Below are 1,005 nucleotides of genomic sequence, written 5' to 3'. Positions count from 1 at the left end.
TAGGTTTACAACGCCAGCTTCCTGCATTTCGTGATAGAAATCGTTACCCTCACGAGTACGCTCACCAACACCTGCGAATACTGAAAGACCAGAGTGCTTCAGTGCGATGTTGTTGATCAATTCCATCATGTTTACAGTTTTACCAACGCCCGCACCACCGAATAGACCAACTTTACCACCCTTAGCGAATGGACAAACCAAGTCGATTACTTTGATACCGGTTTCTAGCAATTCAGCCGATGCTGCTTGCTCTGCGTAAGTAGGTGCTTTACGGTGAATAGGCATACGCTCTTGCTCACCGATGTCACCACGCTCGTCGATTGGGCGTCCTAGAACGTCCATGATACGACCCAAAGTTTCTGGACCAACAGGTACAGAAATTGGTGCGCCAGTGTTATCTACATTCAGCCCACGCTTTAGACCTTCAGTACTACCCATTGCGATAGTACGTACGATACCATCACCTAGTTGCTGCTGTACTTCAAGTGTTGTATCAACACCATCAACCTGCAACGCATCATATACATTTGGAACTGATTCGCGCGCGAATTCAACGTCGATTACAGCTCCAATAATTTGTACGATATTTCCGCTACTCATGTCCGGATCCTCGTTAACTTTTAATCTTTAAATACACAAAATTTGCCAGGAACTACTTATACCGCAGCTGCACCACTAACGATCTCAGAAATTTCCTGAGTAATCGCTGCTTGACGCGCTTTGTTATAAACCAACTGCAATTCCTTGATAATGTCGCCCGCGTTGTCTGTTGCAGATTTCATTGCGATCATTCGAGCTGCCTGCTCACATGCTACATTTTCAACAACCGCTTGATAAACTTGCGATTCAACGTAACGCGTTAACAAGCCATCTAGTAAGTCTTTCGCTTCAGGCTCGTAAATATAATCCCAATGATGCTGCATTTCACTTTCTTCAGCAGCTTCTAACGGTAACAATTGTACTACTTCAGGGCTCTGCGTCATGGTGTTTACAAACTCGTTGTAT

At 44.8% G+C, this 1,005-nt stretch carries 1 protein-coding gene and 1 pseudogene; both read right to left on the bottom strand.

Annotated features, from left to right (window positions below):
* Nucleotides 1-600 (bottom strand): annotated as a pseudogene (locus A3735_RS25250) (F0F1 ATP synthase subunit beta); the annotation flags it as partial.
* 56 nt (nucleotides 601-656) lie between these two features.
* A partial coding sequence (locus tag A3735_RS25245) for a F0F1 ATP synthase subunit gamma (RefSeq protein ID WP_197486039.1) occupies nucleotides 657-1,005 on the bottom strand: 349 nt, incomplete at its 5' end.

It is taken from the genome of Oleiphilus sp. HI0061 (assembly GCF_001635675.1).
Note: the sequence above shows the minus strand (reverse complement) of the source record. Positions and strands in the feature narration are given on the sequence as shown.